Source organism: Psychromonas algarum, assembly GCF_004376845.1.
GTDB lineage: Bacteria > Pseudomonadota > Gammaproteobacteria > Enterobacterales > Psychromonadaceae > Psychromonas.
In genome coordinates this window covers 29,127-47,942 of record NZ_SNUW01000011.1, presented here as the reverse complement: position 1 = coordinate 47,942, position 18,816 = coordinate 29,127, and the positions used below count along the sequence as shown (strand labels likewise).

Below are 18,816 nucleotides of genomic sequence, written 5' to 3'. Positions count from 1 at the left end.
TTGTATAGTCAGACTTTATTATTTTATTGCTATATTAATTCTAATTGTTAAGCACCCCATTTATTGTTTGGAATTAATAATACCTAGTTAGGAAATTGTTTTGAATTACTTTGAGTTATTTTCTCTGCCTGCCATTTTTTCTATTGATCAAAACCGGTTATCTCAAACTTACCGTGATTTACAAAAACAATACCATCCTGATAAATTTGCAATGCAAGATGCGCAAGCTAAATTACAAGCAATGCAAAAGAGCACTGAAGTGAATGACGCATTTGTAACGTTAAAAGACAGTTGTTTACGCGCTCAATACCTACTTAAATTAAATGGTTTAGATATTGAACTAGAACAGCGTACATTGCAGGATACTGATTTTTTAATGCAGCAGATGCAATGGCGAGAAAAAATATCTGAATTCACCGAAGATGATGAAGATGAAATAGATCATTTTAATAAAGAAATAATAGGTTTAGTAAAAGATTTAGAGGCTGAAATTGAAGTCGCTCTACAAAATGAACAATTAGAAGTAACAGCGGATCTTGTTCGTAAATTAAAATTTATGTTAAAGCTTCAAGTTGAACTTGAGTTATTAGAAGAGAAATTGTTCGACTAAACTTTATTTGAAAAATAATAGGATTATAAACGCATGGCATTACTCCAAATTGCAGAACCTGGTCAATCAGCTGCTCCTCACCAACATAAACTTGCTGTTGGTATCGACTTAGGTACAACGAATTCATTAGTTGCAACGGTACGTAGTGGTGAAGCGACAACATTAAATGATACTGAACAACAGGATATGCTGCCATCGGTTGTAAATTATGCTGTATCAGCAGAAAAAACACCGCAGGTTCTTGTGGGTAAAAAAGCACTAGAAAAATCAGTAACCGATCCTCTTAATACTTTGGTGTCGGCAAAACGCTTAATGGGTAAATCACTTGCTGATTTAGACCAAACTCATCTTCCTTATGAATTCTCTGCTCATGAAAGTGGTTTAGCGCAAATTGAAACTGTATGTGGTCCTATTAATGCAGTACAAGCTTCATCTGAAATTCTTAAAGTATTAGCACAACGCGCAACTGATAGTTTACAAGGTGAGCTAAGTGGTGTTGTTATAACTGTGCCTGCCTATTTTGATGATGCTCAGCGTCAAGGCACAAAAGATGCTGCTCGTTTAGCTGGGTTACATGTTTTACGCTTATTAAATGAACCGACAGCAGCTGCGATTGCGTATGGCTTAGATTCAGGGCAAGAAGGTGTTATTGCTGTTTATGATTTAGGTGGTGGTACATTTGATATTTCAATACTACATCTACATAAAGGTGTATTCGAAGTACTTGCGACGGGTGGTGATTCTGCATTAGGTGGAGATGATTTTGATTTAACTATTGTTGAATGGATCAAATCTGAGGCAGGTATTACTGGTGAAATAACACCTGAATTACAACAAGAATTATTAAAAGCCTCACGTGCAGCTAAACAATCACTCACTGATGATGAAGAAGTCATTATTTCTCTACAACAAGTTCAGTGGTCTGGTACTTTAAGTAAAAGTCTATTTGAACAGTTGATTGCAAAATTAGTGAAGAAAACAGTACGTTCTTGTAAGCGTGTGTTAAAAGATGCAAATGTGAACATAGACGATATTGTTGAAGTAGTTATGGTCGGTGGTTCGACTCGAGTTCCTTTAGTGCGTACACAGGTATCTGAATTTTTTAATAAACCATTATTGACAAGTATTGACCCAGATAAAGTTGTTGCAATTGGCGCTGCAATTCAAGCTGATATTTTAGTGGGTAATAAACCTGATTCTGAAATGTTATTATTGGATGTATTGCCGCTATCTCTAGGTTTAGAAACCATGGGGGGGCTTGTTGAAAAAGTGATCCCACGTAATACCACTATCCCAGTTGCTCGTGCGCAAGAGTTTACTACTTTTAAAGATGGCCAAACGGCTATGATGATCCACGTATTACAAGGTGAACGTGAATTAGTCGAGCATTGTCGTTCGCTTGCTAAATTTGTATTAACAGATATTCCTCCAATGGCGGCGGGTGCCGCTCATATTCGAGTTACTTTCCAAGTTGATGCAGATGGTTTATTAAGTGTGACTGCGATGGAAAAATCATCTGGTGTGCAAGCTTATATTGAAGTAAAACCAACTTATGGATTAAGTGATGAGCAGGTGATGACAATGTTATCGGATTCTATGACTTTTGCTGAAAAAGATATTCAAGCTCGCATGTTAGTTGAGCAACAAGTTGAAGCTAAACGTGTTATTGAAAACTTACAAGCTGCGTTGCAAAAAGATGGACAGCAACTGCTTAATAAACAAGAATATCAACAAATTGTTCTCGCTATTGAAGATCTAACTGCACTTGCTGCAGCTGATAATATTGATGCGATTAAAAGTGCGATTACAGCAATTGATAAATTAACTGATAGTTATGCGGAAAGACGCATGGATGTATCAATAAAAGAAGCTTTAACTGGTCATACAGTTGACGAGATTTAAGCTAAATTAATAAAGAGAAAGGTCTTAAGATGCCAAAAGTTATATTTTTACCGCATGAAGAATTATGTCCCGATGGTTTAGTTGTTGAAGCTACAGATGGTGAAACTATTTTAGATGTTGCTTTAAAAAATCATATTCATATTGAACATGCTTGTGAAAAATCATGTGCTTGTACAACTTGTCATGTTGTTGTGCGTGAAGGCTTTGACTCATTAGAAGAAAGTGATGAGCTAGAAGATGATATGTTAGATAAAGCTTGGGGCCTTGAGCCTGAGTCTCGCTTGGGTTGCCAAGCGTGTCTGCAAGGTGAAGATTTAGTAGTAGAAATACCAAAGTATACGGTTAATATTGTTTCTGAAGGGCATTAAACTTTATCGAGAAATACCGCTAAACTGAGTGTTAAAGGTAAATTTTTATTTTAAGGAGAACCTGATGATATTAAAATGGACTGACTCTTTAGAGATTGCTCTCGCATTAATAGATAAATACCCAGAGCAAGATCCGTTAGCAATTCGCTTTACTGATTTGCGCGATTGGGTGCTTGCATTAGAAGATTTTGATGATAACCCTGAGCATTGTAGTGAACGTATTTTAGAAGCAATTCAGCTCTGCTGGATTGATGAAAATGATTAATAAATCAATATAATAGACGCGAGCTTAGGCTCGCGTTTTTTGTCAATTAAGGAATATTATGAGCCAACCATTTTTAGTTACTTTATCCGATCAAAAAGCAAATGTTGTCTGGGGTGATAATGCGTTATTGTCTTTTGAACAAGAGCAGGCAACTATCCATATTAACTATATGAGTGATGTACTTGCACAAGTACAAAGTGCAGCTAGAAAATTAGATACCATGTCATTAGCAAAAGTTAAGCTTGTTGGCGAACAATGGAATTCTGATTTATGTTGGGCATTTAGCCAAGGTTTTTATAATCCTAAAAATGGTGCTGAAATCCAATTTCCCGAATTAGATGATGAAGCAATTGAAACTTTAAAAAATAAAAAGTTAATTAGTGAGTGGGTAAGAGAAACGATCAACCTTGGTCCAACTATTGTTACACCTGAAGTGTTATGCGAAAAAGCTAGTTCACTATTAAAGCAAGTGAGTGCAGGTAAAGTAGAACTGCAATCTAAGCTTATTTTAGGAGAACAATTAATTACAGATGGTTACGTTGGTATTCATGCAGTGGGTAAAGGCAGTATTAATATGCCATGTATGCTGCAGCTTGATTATAACCCAAGTGGTGATCCTGATGCTGCTATTGATTTTGCTTTAGTTGGTAAAGGTATTACCTTTGATTCAGGTGGTTATAGCCTTAAACCGAGCCCATCAATGGCTGCGATGAAAAGTGATATGGGAGGTGCGGCAACCGTTACTGGTGCATTAGCTTTAGCAATTGCAGGTGGTTTACAAAAGCGTGTTAAATTATACCTATGTTGTGCTGAAAACATGATCAGTGGAGAAGCATTTAAATTAGGTGATGTTATTAATTATAAAAATGGTGTCAGTGTTGAAGTTTTAAACACAGATGCTGAAGGCCGATTAGTACTTGCAGATGGATTAATCGCTGCGCAAGAAGATGGTGCGAAAAAAATAATTGATGCAGCGACATTAACAGGTGCAGCTAAAGTGGCTGTAGGCCGCGATTATAATTGCATATTAAGTATGGATGATGAGTTTACAGCTTCTGCATTAGAAAGTGCTAATCAAGTGAATGATAAACTTTGGCGTTTACCATTAGAGTCTTTCCATCTACAGCAAATAAACTCCGCATTTGCTGATATTGCGAATATTCATAGTGGTGGTGAAAGTATGGCTGGGGCATCAACAGCTGCTGCATTCTTAGCTAAGTTTGTTTTACAGCCTGAACAAAATTGGCTGCATTTTGATTTGTCAGGTAGTTATCAATTATCTGCTAATGGTTTATGGGCGGCTGGTGGTAAAGGTCACGGTATTGAAACAATCAGTGATTTATTACTTAAATAGTTTTTGTTAACCATTAGAATTTACAAGTAAACATGTCAAAGCCAATAACCTAAAATAGGGGATGGCTTTGTACTATTGATTTTTCATGCTTTGATAATAAGCAGCAATATCAGCTAAATCTTGATCATTTAATTTACTAAGTTGTTGTTGCATCATCTTCGCCATTGGACCTTCCCTCAAACCCTGTTGGTAAGCTCTTATACTATTGATTAAATAAACTGACTTTTGTCCTTGTAGGTTAGGGTAGATAGGACTTGGTGCTATACCATTTTTCCCATGACAAAAACCGCAGCTAGGAGATTTTATTTTTCCTTGTTGTGCATTCCGACTAATGTATTTGCGTGAATGCTTGAACTGCTCATTAGTACAGAAAGTAGTAGGAACTTACTGAAATTCATTATCTCACCTTATATTAAAGTTTTTTTGATTATACTTATCTGTTGAATATGTAAATTGTTTTAAATTAAAAAAACTTGCTGATTTGAAATTTTGAAATTTTTATACCCGTCACGTCAATTTACGCTTTTAATTGAATTTTTTAAGCACAAAATTTAGATAACATATTTAATGTAATCGGTATTAAAGTGTAAAAGGTGAATTTACCTACTAACTGCGTATAATGTAGACCTTTCGTTGGTGATGAATAGACTTAATTGGTAATTGGTAGGGATTTTTAAAATTATATGATGAATAAAATATTAATATCTATTGCAAGTTTATGGCTGTTATCTGGTTGTTCTTCTCACTCTGTAGGACCGCTATCTGCAGGTAAAAATAGTTACGTAGTGAGTAAACAATTATCTAGTTTTGCGAGTAAAAAAGAAGATTTATTAACGGCTGTTTTCTCACAAGCAAATGAATATTGTTTAAATAAAAATCGTTATATGAAAGTTGAATCGCTTAATGAATATATTGGTTTAATTGGTAATGATAGCAAAACCACATTACATTTTTCGTGTCTAACTCAGCGTTCTAAAGTACATAAACCAACTCCTACTCCAGTTGTCAAAAAACAAATATTTCCTAAAAAGGAAAAATTAACTAATTATGCTTTTTAACCATTTTAAGGCTACATATTAATTCATTGTGCTCTTATTTCGTTTCTATTCCTCTTATTACTAAGCAGTTGTTGTTGAATATTTGTTCAATAATAATGATTAAATAAGTCTTAAATTTAATTTCAAAAATCTTATTTTATCATCGCTTTAAACTTAATTATGCTATTATAAGCGCCTCTTTTGTCTTCAAAATATCATTAATAAACTAGAGCGTTTGACACATGATCCCAAATTTAAACCACCAAGAGAACATCAAGCAGGATACCTTTGCGTTTATCAAGGCATTAAACGAAAGTGATTATTCAGGTGAGATTGCTAAAAGTTATGCTAGTCGTTTAGCGGTAGCAACGGATAACAGTGTTTATCAATGTTTACCACAAGCGGTTATTTATCCAAAATCGACACAAGATATTGTGCTTATTTGTCAGCTTGCACAACAGCCTGAATTTGTTGATATTCGCTTTTCTCCTCGTGGTGGTGGTACTGGTACAAATGGTCAATCATTAACTAATGATATCGTTTTAGATTTATCTAAGTATATGAATAATATACTAGAAATCAATGCCGAAGAAAGTTGGGTTCGTGTACAAACGGGTGTGGTAAAAGATCAATTAAATGATGCTCTTAGAGCCCATGGTTTGTTCTTTTCTCCTGATTTATCAACCAGTAACCGTGCGACTATTGGTGGCATGATTAGTAATGATGCTTCTGGACAAGGCTCTTTAATCTACGGTAAGACAAGTGATCATGTTCTAGCATTAACGTCAGTATTAATTGATGGCAGTTTATTAGAAACCAAACCATTAACAGCAATTGATCTGATGGAGCAAGTTGAGCGTCAAGATTCAATTGGCGCCATTTACCGTCAGGTTATTGATACATGTGAAAGCCAGAAAGAAAATATTGAGCAGTCATTTCCAAAGTTAAATCGATTTTTAACTGGGTATGATTTAAAGCATGTTTATGATCATGACACTGGAACTGTTGATTTAACACGCATTTTATGTGGAGCAGAAGGTTCATTAGCTTTTATTACAGAAGCGACTTTACACGTACAAACAATTCCTACTTACCGCACTTTATTTAATATTAAATACGATAGTTTCCAATCTGCATTACAAAATGCGCCATTTTTAGTTGAAGCAAATGCACTTTCAGTAGAAACCGTAGACTCTACGGTACTTAACTTAGCGAAAGAAGATATTGTTTGGCATAGCGTAAAAGAGCTGATTACTGATGTACCAGGACAAGTTTTAGATGGTATTAATATCGTTGAATTTGCAGAAGCAGATGAAGCAATTCAACAGCAAAAAATCGATGCGTTGATTGTTAAATTAGACACGCTAATTAGTAATAAAGAAGCTGGAGTGATTGGCTATCAAATTTGTAATGATTTAGCTGATATTAATAAAGTTTATGGCATGCGTAAAAAAGCAGTGGGGTTATTAGGTAAAGCTGATAGCACAGCTAAGCCGATTGCTTTTGTGGAAGACACCTGTGTTCCACCTGAAAATTTAGCGCAATATATTATCGAATTCCGTCAGTTATTAGATGATAAAGGCCTACATTACGGAATGTTTGGGCATGTTGATGCGGGCGTTTTACATGTACGTCCTGCTTTAGATCTTTGTGATCCTGAACAAGAAAAGTTAATGCGTGAAGTATCTGATAAAGTGGTTGCTTTAACGGCTAAGTATAAAGGCTTGATGTGGGGAGAGCACGGCAAAGGTTTTCGCAGTGAATATGGTCCTGCATTTTTTGGTGAAGTTTTATTCAATGAATTAAGAAAGATAAAAACAGTTTTTGATCCGCTCAATCGAGTTAATCCTGGCAAAATTTGCACCCCTATCGACTCAACGGAACAATTAGTCAGTGTTGATGCCGTTAAGCGCGGCGCTTTTGATCGACAAATTCCAGTTAAAGTACGTGAAAGTTATGCACCGGCTATAGATTGTAATGGTAATGGTTTATGTTTTAACTACGATACAACTTCACCAATGTGTCCATCTGTTAAAGTATCTAAAGATCGAGTTCATTCTCCTAAAGGCCGAGCGGGTTTAATGCGAGAATGGTTACGTCAATTAGCTAATAACGATATTGATATATTGCAACTGGAAAGTGACTTATACGCAGGTAAAAATGCGAGTATCTTTACTAGGTTTAAAAATACCTTAGCAAAACGTAGTGGTGAATATGATTTTTCACATGAAGTGATGGAAGCGATGAAAGGTTGTTTGGCGTGTAAAGCGTGTAGCAGTCAATGTCCAATTCAAGTTGATGTACCTACTTTTAGAGCACGCTTCATGCATTTATATCACGACCGTTATTTGCGCCCTATGAAGGATTATTTTGTTGCTTATGTAGAACAATATGCTCCTTTGATGGGGGAAATGCCGCGTTTCTTTAACTTCTTTACCGGCTTAAAAGTGACCTCTATCTTAACTGAAAAGATTGTTGGAATGGTTGATATTCCCCAGCTTTCATCACCGACATTAAAGTCATCTTTGAAAAAAAATGACATTACAGAATTTGATTTACAGAAACTGCAGGCTTTAAGTGCTGCTGAACGTGAACAATATGTGTTAATAGTACAAGACCCGTTTACTACCTATTATGATGCGGATGTTGTACGTGATTTATTACTAACGATTAAAAAGCTAGGTTACAAGCCAGTTATGTTACCGTTTAAACCTAATGGTAAACCTCAGCATATTAAAGGTTTTTTGAGCAAATTTGCTAAAACAGCAAAAGACTCGGCTGACTTTTTAAATCAAATGGCAGACTTAAATATTGCTATGGTAGGAACTGATCCTGCAATGGTGCTTTGTTACCGAGACGAATATGAACAAGCATTAGGTAATAAACGTGGAGAGTTTGATGTTCAACTATTTCAAGAATGGCTAAAACCTCGATTAATAGGTGACGCAAAACCATCCGTTGGTGCTGATTTTTATCTTCTTGGGCATTGTACTGAAAAAACAGCAGAACCAACCTCTGGCAATGATTGGGCTGTTATTTTCAAACACTTTGGAGGTTCATTATCAGAAGTTGCTGTTGGTTGTTGTGGTATGGCGGGAACTTATGGTCATGATGCAGGGAAGTTAGCTGAATCAAAGGCTATTTATAGCTTAAGTTGGGAAGCTGCTATCGCTCAACATGAGCGTTCACAATGTTTAGCAACAGGTTATTCATGTCGTAGCCAAGTAAAACGCATTGAAGGTGAAACTCTGAAGCATCCAGTGCAAGCGCTATTGAGCTTACTGTAAACGATTATATAATCCCTAACTTACAATAAAGTGAGTATTAATGATGAGTATTTGGAAAAAAAACACGGAATTATCCCGTTTAAATGCAATCAGTAAAGGCACTATTATTGAACTGTTAGGGATTGAATATACAAAAGTAGGTGATGATTTTCTACAAGCAACTATGCCTGTAGACTCAAGAACTCATCAACCACATGGGCTATTACACGGCGGGGCTTCTGTTGTGTTAGCTGAAACATTAGGTAGCGTAGCCGCTAACTTAGTTGTTGAAGATGATAAGGTTTGTGTTGGTTTAGAAGTAAATGCAAACCATGTTAGAAGTATAAAAAAAGGTATTGTGGTTGGAACAGCAACGGCAGTACATATCGGTTACAGCACACAAATTTGGCAAATAGAGATTTGTAATGAACGTGGACAGTTAGTTTGTACATCACGTTTAACAGTTGCTGTTATCAATAAACCAAAATAATACAAACCTCTTCAAGAGAGGTTATATAAAAAGAGAATATTATGATTAAAGTAGGTGCTTACAACGATCTTAAGATTGTTAAGCAAGTAGATTTTGGAATGTACTTAGACGGTGGAATTGACCACGGTGAAATTTTATTACCGAAACGTTATATCACAGAAGAAATGCAAATAGGTCAAACAATTACAGTCTTTCTATATTTTGATTCCGAAGACCGTTTAATTGCGACAACACAACATGTAAAAGCAATTGCTGGTGAATTTGCATCATTAAAAGTTGTGGATACTAACCGTGCTGGGGCTTTTTTAGATTGGGGATTACCAAAAGATTTATTGGTACCGTTTAACCAACAAAAAGTAGCCATGAAAACAGGTCTTGGTTATGTTGTTTACGTTTATCAAGATGATATTAGTGAACGTTTATTAGCATCATCTAAGTTAGATCGTTTTTTAGATAAAGTACCTGCTGAATATAAAGTCGGTGAAAAAGTTGATCTGTTAATTGCAGATCGTACAGATATCGGTTTTAAAGCAATTATTAACCATAAACACTGGGGGGTTATTTTTGATAACGACGTCTTTGGTGATTTAGGTATTGGTAAAAAATGTAAAGGCTACATTAGACGTATTCGTGAAGATGGAAAAATCGATTTAAGCTTAACACAGACAGGTTATGCAAAAGTTGATGGTTTATCAGACCGTATTCTATTAACGCTTAGACAACATGATGGTTTCTTACCTCTATCAGATAAAAGCAGTCCAGAGCAAATTGCTAAGATATTAAAAATGAGTAAAGGTAATTTTAAAAAGGCGATTGGACAGTTATATAAAAATGGTCATATTGTTATTGCCGATAATGGCATTACGGTAACGAATAAATAATTTTCAACACATGATCCGATAACCCCCAAAAGCACCTTGGCGCTTTTGGGGGTTATATCAATTACATTAAGTATGTACTGTGATGGGCATTAAAAGTGCGTTGATCTACTTTGGTGGAATTCTGGTGATTTAAGAATAAATAGATCATCAACATAAAACTTCTCGGGACTACTCGCTTGCCACCATTGTTGCCATGCTTCATCTACATTTAAATTATCAACTAAAGCATTATTGGTTAGTGGTTCTACAAAACTACCGATAGACATTTGTCCTCCATATGGAGAGCGTTTTTTGATCATCTGTGGTACTAACTTAGCGGGGTCGTCTAATCCCATCGTACCAACAAGTTCAAAGAAATTAATTAATGTATTATTATGAAAGTTTTTAATACGTTCACTTTTTACTGTTATATCAATAGCTTTCGCTCGAGCAGGATCTTGTGTTGCGATGCCCGTTGGGCATAGGTTGGTATTACAATGCCTAGATTGAATACAACCTAACGCAAGCATCATGGTTCTTGCTGCATTAACAACATCGGCGCCAACGGCGATTTTGGTTAGTAAATCAAAACTTGAGGCTGTTTTGCCTGAGGCAATAATTTTTATCTTGTCGCGTAAACCAACACCTACCAACGCATTATTGACGATATTGACACCTTCTAAACAAATTAAACCTAGATGATTTGAAAATTCTATAGGTGCAGCGCCAGTTCCACCTTCAGCCCCATCTACCGTAATAAAATCTGGAGTAATACCTGTTTCTAGCATCGCTTTACAAATACTTAAAAATTCAGCTGGATTACCAATACATAATTTAAAACCAACTGGTTTACCACCACTTAAACTGCGTAATTGTTCAACAAAAGCAAGTAGGGCTTTGGGAGTTGTACATTCAGGGTTTACAGCTGGAGAGATACAATCTTGGTCTTTTGAAATGTGTCTAATACGTGCTATTTCATCGGTAATTTTTGCCTTGGGTAAAACGCCACCATGACCTGGTTTTGCACCCTGAGATAGCTTTATTTCAATCATTTTTACTTGAGGAAGGTTGGCTGTTTTACTAAAGCTAATAGGGTTAAAACGCCCATTTTCATCACGACATCCAAATAACCCAGTACCAATTTGCCAAACAATATCTCCACCATGTTTTAAATGATAAGGGCTTGCACCACCTTCGCCTGTATTATGATAACAACCTGCTTTTTTAGCACCTAAATTTAGAGCTTCAATTGCATTATTACTCAATGAACCAAAGCTCATGGCTGAAATGTTAAGATAAGAGGCTGAGTAGGGTTGTGTACAACGATCTCCGCCAATGGTAATTCGTTTAGCGTCTGCTTTGACATGAACGGGAGCCAAGGAATGCCATAAGCTTAAATAATTATCTTCAACCAAATTTCGTTGTGTACCAAAAGCGATGGTATCACGCACATTTTTAGCGCGTCGATAAACTAAGGTGCGTTGTTCTCGATTAAAAGGCAACTCTTCAGTATCGTTCGCAATAAAATATTGTTGGATTTCAACACGGTATGACTCGAGGAAATAACGTAAATAGGCAACCACTGGGTACAGTCTATTTAAACTATGTCGACTATAAAAAAGGTCATAAAGACCAATAAGGCTAAATAATAATGTACTCGTTAATAAAGCAGCACTAATAAAACTTGGACTATATAAATAAAAGTAAGCTGTAGAAAAATTGCCAAGAGTAACAATTAACCAAAGTACTTTTTGCATGATGGTCATAAAACATCCCTGTGTCATTATAATTGATATGTTTAGCTAATTTATTAAGATCAATAATTTAGCATGATTGATTTCTCTTTGAATAGGAAACTATTAACTAACTACCAACCATAGAGCTACAAACATCATCATTGATCCCGCAATCCGATTTAATATCTTCACACTACTTTGCTGTTGTAATAAATGACGTAAAGTCTTTCCTCCAGTGGCATAAAGCAACATGCAAATTAATTCAAAGCACAATATGACGGCAATTAATTGTCCTGCTTGTGGCAATAGAGGTGTATTAGGATTAATGAAGGGCGGTAAAAGTGATATCATAAATGCCCAGCCTTTAGGGTTGGCAATAGCAGTAATAAAACCTTGGCTAATTAATGCCGTGCGCTTGATATCTTGTTGGTTTGTTGGCGTTGTTGGGATTGCCATTTTTCCTCGTGAACGCCACATTTGTATGCCTAAATATAATAGATAAGCGCCACCTGCATATTTTAATAATAAAAATAAATGTGGTCTGGCAAGTAATAAAGTTGCCACACCTATGAGAGCAGATAAAGCAACTAAAGCAACACCGGTTAACTCTCCGATCATCATCCATAAACTGCGACGAATGCCGATTGTCATACCTAATGTCATTGCCAATGTCATACACATTCCAGGTGTAATTGATACTGCAAAAAAGGTAGGGATAAATAATAATAATAAATTTTGATCCATAAATTACTCATATCAAGAATAGGGGGCGATATTTAATACCAATCACAATATAATAGTTTATCTATTTTACTTATTAAAATAGCTTCACTTTCTCGTTGTAAATTACATAAAAGGAACAGCTATTTACGCCTTGAATGGAAATGTTTTTTCAGTGCTAAATTTAGATAAAATGTTTAATGTCATCGATATAACAGCATCATTATAATGAGATATATACCATGTATTGTAATTTTTATCTTTTATATTCAAATAAGTAAATGATTTTCTGTCCAAATTAGGTTTACCGTCTTATCCTATTGGAAGATTTATTTTATCTTTTAATTATTATTTATATTAAAAAGAGTGATTGACTAAAATTAACGTGAATTTTATCTCGTTTTATTTTAAATCACAGCTTAGACTGCAAAAGCATCGTTTTATTATTTCTTATTAGGAGTATTTATGTCGGACGTATTTCATTTAGGTTTAACTAAAAGTGCTCTGCAGGGGGCTGCTATTGCAATTATCCCTGGAGCACCTGAAAGAGTAGAAAAGATAGCTGCGCTAATGGAAAATGCTACTTTTTTAGCAAGGCATCGAGAATTTACTAGTTATTTAGCCTTTATCGGTGAACAGGCTGTGGTTATTTGTTCTACTGGTATCGGTGGTCCATCGGTTTCTATTGCGGTAGAAGAGCTAGCACAGTTAGGCGTTCGTAGTTTTTTAAGAGTAGGAACAACTGGAGCAATTCAACCCCATGTGAATGTTGGTGATATTATTATCACTCAAGCAGCGGTTAGACTCGATGGCGCGAGTTTACATTTTGCTCCAATGGAATTTCCCGCAGCATCTGACTTTTATGCAACAAGTGCTTTAAACGAGGCTTGCTTACAAAAGAATATTACTCCCCATATTGGTATAACTGCTTCTTCAGATACTTTCTATCCAGGACAAGAGCGTTACGATACAGTTGCTGGTAGAGTTACCCCTCATTTCAAAAATTCACTACAAAAATGGCAAGAACTTGGTGTCTTAAACTATGAAATGGAGGCTTCAACTTTATTTACCATGTGTTCAGCGAATGGTTGGCAAGCTGCTTGTGTCGCTGGTGTTATTGTGAATCGTACCCAACAAGAAATTCCTGAACAAAAGACCATGGAACAAACTGAAAACAATGCAATCATGATCGCTGTTGACGCGGTTAAATTATTATTAAAAAAATAATCTTAATTAAATGAGTGTTAGAGTATTTATCAAACACTCATATTTAAAGTATCTTGCATATTGTTTCTACAAATCAGCTATTTTTTAAAGGTGATAAATAATGTCTCAACAATATTATAAAGAATTAATTCAATTATTAGACCAATCATATGCGCCTTATTCAGGTTTTAATGTTGCCTCTATTATTGTTTGTAATGATGGCGGAGTTTACAAAGGTGTTAATGTCGAGTCAGCGGCGTATCCCACGACTATTTGTGCGGAAAGAAACGCGATTCATACTGCCGTGACAAATGGTGTAAAAAAAGGTGGAGTGCAGGAAGTTCATATTCTTGCTCGCAACGATACGGGTAGTTTGATTCGTGCTTTTCCATGTGGTTCTTGTCGACAAGTGATTGCAGAACAATCAAGTAATGATGCCATTGTGTATTGTTACAATGAAAATGGGGACGTTGTAATGCATACTATTGTAGAGTTACTTCCTTTTGCATTTTTAGGCGATGAATTATAACCCAGATGTATTTTTAATTTTTAGACTTAATTCTATGATTCATAATGATTTTCATTATTTTAAATAAATATAAAACGAATAATTTGTTAAAAGGTGTTACATGGAAAGTAAATTAACGCAATTAAGAAAAATGACGACAGTTGTCGCTGATACTGGTGATTTAAAAGCAATTAAAGAATATCAACCAGAAGATGCAACAACTAATCCTTCTTTAATATTAAAAGCTGCGGTGCTACCTGAGTATGAGTGCTTAATAGAGGACGCCATTAAGTATGCTAAAAGCCAATCTGATGACAAAAATAAACAAGTTATTGCCGCTTGTGAAATGTTGGCTGTTAATATTGGTAAAGAAATTTTAAAAACAATACCGGGTCGAATTTCAACAGAAGTGGATGCTCGTTTATCTTATGATCAACAAGCTTGTGTTAATAAAGCTCGTCAACTGATTGCAATGTATGAACAAGCAGGCGTTAAACGTGATCGTATTTTGATTAAGTTAGCTGCAACTTGGCAAGGTATTAGAGCCGCAGAAATATTAGAAACTGAAGGGATCAATTGTAATTTAACCCTGTTATTTTCATTTGCTCAAGCACAGGCTTGCGCTGAAGCTAAGGTATTTCTTATTTCCCCTTTTGTAGGGCGTATTATGGATTGGTATAAAGCAAAAGAAGGGAAAGAGTTTACTGCTGAAGATGATCCCGGCGTATTGTCAGTCAGTAAAATCTATCATTATTATAAATCGCACCAATATAATACTATTGTCATGGGAGCAAGCTTTCGTAATGTTGACGAAATATTTGCACTAGCGGGGTGTGATAAATTAACGATTAGTCCACAATTACTTGCAGAACTTGAAAAAAGTCATGGTGTACTTGATAAAAAATTAATAAGTGATTTGCCTAGATTGCCAAAAGTTCCTGTATTATCCGAATCTGATTTTTTATGGGCACATAATCAAGATCCTATGGCAGTTGAAAAACTTGCAGAAGGGATCCGTAGCTTCGCAATTGATCAAGAAAAATTAGAAATGATGATGTCAACGAGACTTTAATTCAAGAAAACACCTCTATAGGTGTTTTTTTGTACAATTTTTAAATTATTTTTTACATAAATAAAATTAAGTGGATAACGGAGAAACTTATGCAAATATTGATTGGGCTTATTGGTATTCTATTTTTGGTTGCAATTGCTGTACTTGTTTCAAGTAACCGCAAAGCAATCAATTATAGAACGGTTGTGGGGGCATTTTTATTACAATTAATGATTCCCGCATTAGTTATTTTTACCCCTTGGGGCGCGAAATTCTTACAAGGTATGTCTTCTGCTGTACAAGGTGTTATTGATAGTGCAAATGCGGGGGTTAGCTTTTTGTTTGGTGGGCTGGTTTCTGGGAAAATGTTTGAAGTCTTTGGTGGTGGTGGATTTGTTTTTGCCTTCAAAGTTTTACCTATTATTATTTTCTTTGCCTCATTTATGGCTGTTTTATATTACTTGGGCATCATGCAATTTATTATCAAAATATTTGGTGGTGCATTACAAAAATTATTAGGAACAAGTCGTACAGAGTCCATGTCCGCTGCTGCTAATGTTTTTGTTGGTCAAACTGAAGCGCCTTTAGTTGTTAAACCTTATATTAAACATATGACTCGTTCTGAATTATTTGCTGTTATGTGTGGTGGTTTAGCATCAGTAGCTGGTTCAGTGTTGGTAGGTTATGCATCATTAGGTGTAAGTTTAGATTATCTTATTGCCGCTTCATTTATGGCTGCACCAGGTGGTTTGTTAATGGCTAAATTAATTGAGCCTGAAACTGAAACACCACGAACACAATTAGATCTTGAAGAGATGAATGACGATGAAGATGAAAAGCCTGTTAATGTTATTGACGCTGCAGCAAGTGGCGCTGCATCAGGCCTTAAATTAGCACTTAATGTTGGTGCTATGTTGATTGCTTTTATCGCTTTAATTGCCTTAATTAATTCAATACTAGGTTCTGCTGGTGGGGTTGTTGGAATTGAAGGATTAACCTTACAAACTATTTTAGGTTATGTATTTTCTCCTGTGGCTTTCTTATTAGGTATTCCTTGGTCTGAAGCAACGCAAGCAGGTAGTTTGTTAGGTCAAAAACTAGTGGTTAACGAGTTCGTTGCTTATATCGATTTTATTAGTATCAAGGAATCATTAAGTGAACATTCTCAGGTTATCTTGACTGTTGCGTTATGTGGTTTTGCAAATTTATCTTCAATGGCTATTTTATTAGGTGGTTTAGGCGTGTTAGCACCTAGTCGTCGTGCGGATATTGCTCGTTTAGGATTAAAAGCAATTTTAGCCGGTACGTTATCTAACTTTATGAGTGCTATCCTTGTAGGGATTTTCTTTACCTTGAGTGTAATGTAAAGGTTATTTAGTAGTATTAGCTACCTTGATATAATTTTATTTTTAGAGGAAATAACATGAGTGATTTAGAACAAGCGGCTTGTCTGGCTATATCGTTAATGGATTTAACAACATTAAATGATGACGATACAGATCAAAAAGTGATTCAGCTGTGTCTTAACGCAAAAACACCTGTTGGAAATACTGCCGCTGTCTGTATTTATCCTCGCTTTATTCCTATTGCCCGTAAAACACTTGATAAGATTGGCGCTACAAGCGTCAAAATTGCAACGGTGACTAATTTCCCACATGGGCATGATGACTTAAATATTGCACTCGCAGAAACCAGAGCCGCTGTTGCTTATGGCGCGGATGAGGTTGATGTTGTATTTCCATACCAAGCATTGATAGAGGGCGAGCAGCAAATTGGTTTTGATATTGTGGCTGGTTGTAAGGAAATTTGTGGAGATAATGTTTTATTAAAAGTCATTATCGAAACAGGTGAATTAAAAACTGATGCTTTAATTACACTTGCGAGTGAAATTAGTATTAAAGCGGGTGCTGACTTTATTAAAACCTCAACCGGGAAGGTGGCTGTTAATGCAACGTTAGAAGCCACTAAATTAATGCTTGAAGCTATTAAAGCGTCAGGAAAAAACGTTGGTTTTAAAGCTGCTGGTGGCGTTAAAGACGTCCACGTTGCTAATGATTATTTAGAACTTGCTCGTATTGTTATGGGTGAGGATTGGGTAAATACAGAGCACTTTCGTTTTGGTGCATCCAGTTTGTTAACAAGTCTACTTGCTGAGCTACATTTAGGGGAACGCCCTGAGCATACAGGAGAATATTAGATGAAAAGAACAATCATATTACTACTCGACTCTTTTGGTGTTGGTGCAGCTGCTGATGCAGATACGTTTGTTGGATCATTAAAAGATGGTCAAACATTTACCGATGCAGGATCAAATACTTTAGGGCATATCGCGCAAACTTGTGCAAATGAACAAGCGAATGAAGGACGTAGCGGGCCATTATTTGTTCCTAATATGATCCAATTAGGCTTGGCTGAAGTTGGTTTTGATTGTTCTGGATATAAAATCCTAGGTGCAACGGATAATATTCTTCGCAATGCTCTTTACGGCCATGCTAAAGAAATTTCAACAGCAAAAGATACTTCAAGTGGTCATTGGGAAATAGCTGGTGTACCTGTTTTGTTTGATTGGGGATATTTTCGAGATAAAAGCAATAGTTTTCCTAGTGAATTATTAGATGAATTGGTGAAACGTGCTGATCTACCTGGTTATTTAGGTAATTGTCATGCATCAGGAACAACCATTTTAGAGGAACTTGGAGAAGAGCATATTGCTACAGGTAAACCTATTTTTTATACCTCTATGGATAGTGTTTTTCAAATTGCCTGTCATGAAGAAAGTTTTGGATTAGAGCGTTTATATAAACTCTGTGAGTTAGCTCGTGAGTTAGTGGATGAATACCAGATTGGTCGCGTTATTGCACGTCCATTTAGCGGAACAAACAGCCATAATTTTCAGCGTACTTCTAATCGTCATGATTATTCAGTCTCACCTCCTGCACCGACACTGCTTGATAAAATGAAAGACAGTGGTGGAGAAGTGGTTAGCATCGGTAAAATTTCAGATATATTTGCAGGAAATGGTATTACTAAAGCTGTTAAAGCATTCGGAATTGATGGTTTATTTGATGCCAGTTTGAATGAATTTAAAACGGCTCAAAAAGACAGTATTATTTTTACTAACTTTGTTAATTTTGATGCTGATTTTGGACACCGTCGTAATGTCGATGGTTATGCTAAAGCATTAGAATATTTTGATCTGCGTTTACCTGAAATATTAGCTGAATTAGGTGATGATGATTTGTTAGTGATCACTGCGGATCATGGTTGTGATCCTACTTGGTTAGGGACAGACCATACACGAGAGCATATTCCCGTATTATTTTATGGTAAATCTTTACAAGGTAAGTCAATTGGCTTACGTGATACTTTTGCTGATATTGGCCAAAGTATTGCTTCGTTTCATCAATTACCCGCATTAGATTACGGTAAATCATTTTTATAAT

Annotated in this window: 18 protein-coding genes; 15 read left to right on the top strand and 3 right to left on the bottom strand. The window is 35.8% G+C overall.

The features are described 5' to 3' along the window. Positions 1-100 precede the first annotated feature (100 nt). The 5 genes from hscB to pepB all read left to right on the top strand — a co-directional run bounded on the left by hscB (position 101) and on the right by pepB (position 4,499). A complete protein-coding gene (gene hscB, locus E2R68_RS11240; RefSeq protein WP_134277783.1) occupies positions 101-610 on the top strand; it encodes a co-chaperone HscB in 510 nt (169 codons plus the stop codon). A 33-nt stretch (positions 611-643) separates the two neighbouring features. After that, positions 644-2,512, top strand: a complete 1,869-nt coding sequence (gene hscA / locus E2R68_RS11235) for a Fe-S protein assembly chaperone HscA (RefSeq protein WP_134277782.1) — start codon at positions 644-646, stop codon at positions 2,510-2,512. 29 nt (positions 2,513-2,541) lie between these two features. Beyond that, positions 2,542-2,880 carry an ISC system 2Fe-2S type ferredoxin gene (gene fdx, locus E2R68_RS11230; protein ID WP_134277781.1) on the top strand — a complete coding sequence of 113 codons (339 nt, stop codon included), beginning with the start codon at positions 2,542-2,544 and terminating at the stop codon, positions 2,878-2,880. Between the two features lie 64 nt (positions 2,881-2,944). Continuing rightward, on the top strand, positions 2,945-3,145 hold the full coding sequence (gene iscX / locus E2R68_RS11225; protein WP_134277780.1) for a Fe-S cluster assembly protein IscX: 201 nt from the start codon (positions 2,945-2,947) through the stop codon (positions 3,143-3,145). Between the two features lie 58 nt (positions 3,146-3,203). Then, positions 3,204-4,499, top strand: a complete 1,296-nt coding sequence (gene pepB / locus E2R68_RS11220) for an aminopeptidase PepB (protein WP_134277779.1) — start codon at positions 3,204-3,206, stop codon at positions 4,497-4,499. Positions 4,500-4,571: 72 nt separating this feature from the next. Here the strand turns inward: pepB and E2R68_RS11215 are convergent, their stop codons facing one another. Next, on the bottom strand, positions 4,572-4,805 hold the full coding sequence (locus E2R68_RS11215; protein WP_279587478.1) for a c-type cytochrome: 234 nt from the start codon (positions 4,803-4,805) through the stop codon (positions 4,572-4,574). 377 nt (positions 4,806-5,182) lie between these two features. On the opposite strand from E2R68_RS11215, the gene E2R68_RS11210 reads away from it, so the two are divergent. The 4 genes from E2R68_RS11210 (at position 5,183) to E2R68_RS11195 (ending at position 10,173) form a co-directional block, all read left to right on the top strand. Beyond that, positions 5,183-5,557, top strand: a complete 375-nt coding sequence (locus E2R68_RS11210) for a hypothetical protein (protein ID WP_134277778.1) — start codon at positions 5,183-5,185, stop codon at positions 5,555-5,557. A 221-nt stretch (positions 5,558-5,778) separates the two neighbouring features. Beyond that, entirely contained in the window at positions 5,779-8,823 is a 3,045-nt protein-coding gene (gene ydiJ / locus E2R68_RS11205) for a D-2-hydroxyglutarate dehydrogenase YdiJ (protein WP_134277777.1), read from the top strand. Positions 8,824-8,863: 40 nt separating this feature from the next. Beyond that, a complete protein-coding gene (locus E2R68_RS11200) occupies positions 8,864-9,292 on the top strand; it encodes a hotdog fold thioesterase (RefSeq protein ID WP_243834665.1) in 429 nt (142 codons plus the stop codon). A gap of 41 nt (positions 9,293-9,333) precedes the next feature. Further along, positions 9,334-10,173 (top strand): CvfB family protein, encoded by an 840-nt coding sequence (locus E2R68_RS11195; protein WP_134277776.1) that lies wholly within the window; start codon positions 9,334-9,336, stop codon positions 10,171-10,173. Between the two features lie 89 nt (positions 10,174-10,262). On the opposite strand, the gene E2R68_RS11190 is transcribed toward E2R68_RS11195, so the two are convergent. Both E2R68_RS11190 and E2R68_RS11185 read right to left on the bottom strand, forming a co-directional pair. Beyond that, entirely contained in the window at positions 10,263-11,918 is a 1,656-nt protein-coding gene (locus E2R68_RS11190; protein WP_134277775.1) for an FMN-binding glutamate synthase family protein, read from the bottom strand. 93 nt (positions 11,919-12,011) lie between these two features. Further along, positions 12,012-12,632, bottom strand: coding sequence for a LysE family translocator (locus E2R68_RS11185; RefSeq protein WP_134277774.1), 621 nt, complete (start codon positions 12,630-12,632; stop codon positions 12,012-12,014). A 441-nt stretch (positions 12,633-13,073) separates the two neighbouring features. Here E2R68_RS11185 and udp point away from each other — a divergent pair, with 441 nt between their 5' ends. The 6 genes from udp (at position 13,074) to E2R68_RS11155 (ending at position 18,815) form a co-directional block, all read left to right on the top strand. Next, complete coding sequence (gene udp, locus E2R68_RS11180; protein WP_134277773.1) at positions 13,074-13,835, top strand: uridine phosphorylase; 762 nt, start codon at positions 13,074-13,076, stop codon at positions 13,833-13,835. 100 nt (positions 13,836-13,935) lie between these two features. Next, positions 13,936-14,343, top strand: a complete 408-nt coding sequence (gene cdd / locus E2R68_RS11175; protein ID WP_134277772.1) for a cytidine deaminase — start codon at positions 13,936-13,938, stop codon at positions 14,341-14,343. A gap of 100 nt (positions 14,344-14,443) precedes the next feature. After that, a complete protein-coding gene (tal, locus tag E2R68_RS11170; RefSeq protein ID WP_134277771.1) occupies positions 14,444-15,394 on the top strand; it encodes a transaldolase in 951 nt (316 codons plus the stop codon). Between the two features lie 89 nt (positions 15,395-15,483). Further along, complete coding sequence (locus E2R68_RS11165) at positions 15,484-16,740, top strand: NupC/NupG family nucleoside CNT transporter (RefSeq protein ID WP_134277770.1); 1,257 nt, start codon at positions 15,484-15,486, stop codon at positions 16,738-16,740. 56 nt (positions 16,741-16,796) lie between these two features. Further along, positions 16,797-17,570: a deoxyribose-phosphate aldolase gene (gene deoC, locus E2R68_RS11160; RefSeq protein WP_134277769.1), complete on the top strand. Its 774-nt coding sequence runs from the start codon at positions 16,797-16,799 to the stop codon at positions 17,568-17,570. Continuing rightward, positions 17,571-18,815, top strand: coding sequence for a phosphopentomutase (locus E2R68_RS11155; RefSeq protein ID WP_134277768.1), 1,245 nt, complete (start codon positions 17,571-17,573; stop codon positions 18,813-18,815). The last annotated feature ends 1 nt before the right edge of the window (position 18,816 follow it).